This is a genomic window from Streptomyces phaeochromogenes (genome assembly GCF_001418655.1).
Lineage (GTDB): Bacteria > Actinomycetota > Actinomycetes > Streptomycetales > Streptomycetaceae > Streptomyces > Streptomyces phaeochromogenes.
In genome coordinates, this window is sequence record NZ_LIQZ01000309.1 from 1 (window position 1) to 2,853 (window position 2,853).

Annotated in this window: 1 protein-coding gene; it reads right to left on the reverse strand. The window is 77.6% G+C overall.

What is annotated here, in order from left to right; all coding sequences use genetic code 11:
• Positions 1-2,853, reverse strand: a 2,853-nt coding sequence (locus AOK17_RS34540) for an ATP-binding protein (RefSeq protein WP_483855186.1), incomplete at both ends; no start/stop codon positions are given.

Below are 2,853 nucleotides of genomic sequence, written 5' to 3' on the forward strand. Positions count from 1 at the left end.
AACGGCTCCGGGCGGCGGCGGAAGCGCGGCACCCGCCCCGACCCGGTCGCCGACGCCGCCCGGAGCCGTTGGTCGCGTGCGGGGGAGGCGTGGGCGCCTGGGGCTGCGGAGCGGCCTGCGCCTGCGCCTGGGCTTGGACCGGGGCTTGAGCCTGGGCCTGAGGAAGCGGCTGGGGCGTCGGGGACGCGGGCCGGCTCTGCCGGGGCTGCTGCGCGTCCGTCATGCGGCGGCCGAACGGGACGCCCTGCCCGAGCGTACGGACGCTGAAGGCGCGGCCCTGCGTCGAGTTGGGGTCGACGGGAGGTGCGGGCGCCGCGGCCTCGGCGGGGAGCGGCTGGGCGGCACGGGGCTGCTCCGGGACGGGAGCAGGCGCGGACGCGGGCTCCGGGTCCGCCGGTCCGTCGGCCGTACCTGGCCAGGGCTGACCCGCGGCACCGGCCTCCTGCTGTACGGGGACCCCGGCGCCGGAGGTGTCGGACGCACCGGGCCAGGACTGCTGGGCCGCAGCCGCAGCCGCAGCCGCGTCAGCGGGGGTCTGGGACGGCTGCTGCTGGGCGTTCTGCGCGGGGGCCTGGGCGCCTTGGGCGGGCGCAGCGGCTGCCGGGACCCCGCCGGGGCCGACGGCTCCCGCGGGACCAGCCGCACCTGCCTGCGCGACCTGGCCGGGTACGGCCTGCGGCGGTAGGGCCTGTCCTGGAGCACCCGGTTGGGGCATGCCCTGCGGAGGAACGGCCTGCCCGGGAACGGGAGCGGCCTGGGCGGGGGCGCCCTGACCGGGATTTCCCTGGGCGGGTACGGCGACGGGCAGGGGCTGCCCGGAAGCAGCCTGCGGCGCCATGCCCTCAGCGGGCACGCCCTGCGCCTGGGGCAGCTGTCCGGGCAGGGGCATTGCCTGCCCGGGAACGCCCTGTACGGGGCCCAGTTGCGCGGGCATGCCTTGTCCGGGAGCCCCTTGTCCAGGCGCCCCCTGTCCAGGAACTGCCTGCCCAGGAACCCCTTGCCCCGGAACCGCCACGGCCTGCCCGGGCGCGACGGGCACACCCTGCACACCCTGAGCCTGCGGAGCACCCTGCGCCGGAGCCATCTGCCCGGGAACTCCCGGCGCCCCGGTGGCGGTGGCCGCATCGAGCTCGCCCGCCGCCTGCCGAGCCCGTCGACGCCCGCTGGGCGCCTGCAACGGATGAGGCTGGGGCGGCGTGTGATCGTCGGCCGCGTTGTGCGACGCCACGTCGTGGCGCCCGTCGTCGGCCTGGGCGGGAGCGTGTCCGAGCGCTGCCTGACTGAGAGCCGGCTGACCCACCGGTGCTTGGGCGAGGGCTGCCTGGCCGTGAGCTTCGGCCTGCTGGGCGGCGTACTCCGGAGAGCGGTCCGCCTCGGCCGGCGGGAGCGCGAACACCGCGCGCGGCCCCGCCTCCTGCGCCGCCGCACGCTCGGCCGCGGCGGCCAGCGCACGCCGACGCCGTCCCGTCGGCTGAGGCGCGCCACCACTGGCGTCCACGGCGGCACCCGCGTCAGGCGCGGGCGAAGGCGCCGCGGGCAAGGCCGCGGGCAGCGCCTGCCGTTCGCCGTCCCGTCGTGCCCGCCGTCCACCGGCGGGCACGGGCACGCCCTGCGGAGGCACGGTCTGCCCGAGCCCCGTGGCAGCGGCACCGGCGGCGTGCTCTGCGGCGGTCACGACCGCGCCCTCGGAGACGCCGTCGCCCTCGGCCGGACTGGGCCGCCCTCGCCGCCGCCCGGTCCCGCCGGAACCCTCGGCGCCGCCCTCGTCGGCCGAGGCCTGAGCGGGAAGCGCGAGCTGAGCCCCGCCCCCGCCACCGCTTCCGCCGCCGTCCCCGGCAGCGCGCCTGCGCCGCCCGGTGGGCACGGCCGTCTCCGTCGAGGGACCGACCTCGCTCTCCAGGAAGGCGTCGACGGAAGCCCGCCGGGCCCGCCGTCGCCCACCGCCCTGCGGCGAGGCCTGCTCGGGCAGCGCGAGCGCGGAACCGACGCCGCCACCGTCCGGAGCCGAGCCCGGACCCACACCGGCGTCCGCACCCGTACCCGTACCTGTACTCAGGGCCAGAGCTGTACCGGCGTCCGCACCGGGAGCCGGAACCGCCCCGGCCCCGCCCCCGATCGGCACCTCAAGGACGAACGCGCTGCCGCTCATCCCGGGAACCTCGTGCGTCTGCAGCACTCCGCCGTGCGCGCGCACGATGCCCCGCACGATCGGCTCGTGCACCGGGTCTCCCCCGGTGTACGGCCCGCGCACCTCGATCCGTACGACCTCGCCGCGCTGCGCGGCAGCCACGACGACGGTGTTGTCCATGTAGCCGCCGGCCGAGACCGGCGCGTTGCCCGTGGAGTCGACGCCCGCGACGTCCGCGACGAGATGCGCGAGCGCGGTCGCGAGCCGCTGCGGGTCGACCTCGGCCTCGATGGGCGGCGCGTGCACGGCGAACTGCACGCGCCCGGGCCCGATCAGCTCGACCGCCCCGTCGACACCGGCCGCGACGACCGCGTCCAGCATCACTTTCGTACGGGTGACCTCTTCGGTCCCGGAGTCGAGGCGCTGGTAGGCGAGGACGTTGTCGACGAGCGTGGTGATGCGCGAGTAGCCGGCCGAGAGGTGGTGCAGCACCTGGTTGGCCTCGGGCCACAACTGGCCGGCGTCGTCCGCGGCGAGGACCGACAGCTCGGTCCGCAGCTGGTCCAGCGGCCCGCGCAGGGAACGCCCGAGCACGGCGAGCAGCTGCTCGTGCCGTGCGGACAGCGCCTCGTAGCGGTCCTTCTCGCGCTCGGCGAGTGCCGCGTACCGGTCGTCGCCGGCGGCCAGCTCCTCCTCGTGCCGCTCACTCAGCTCGGCGAGCTGAG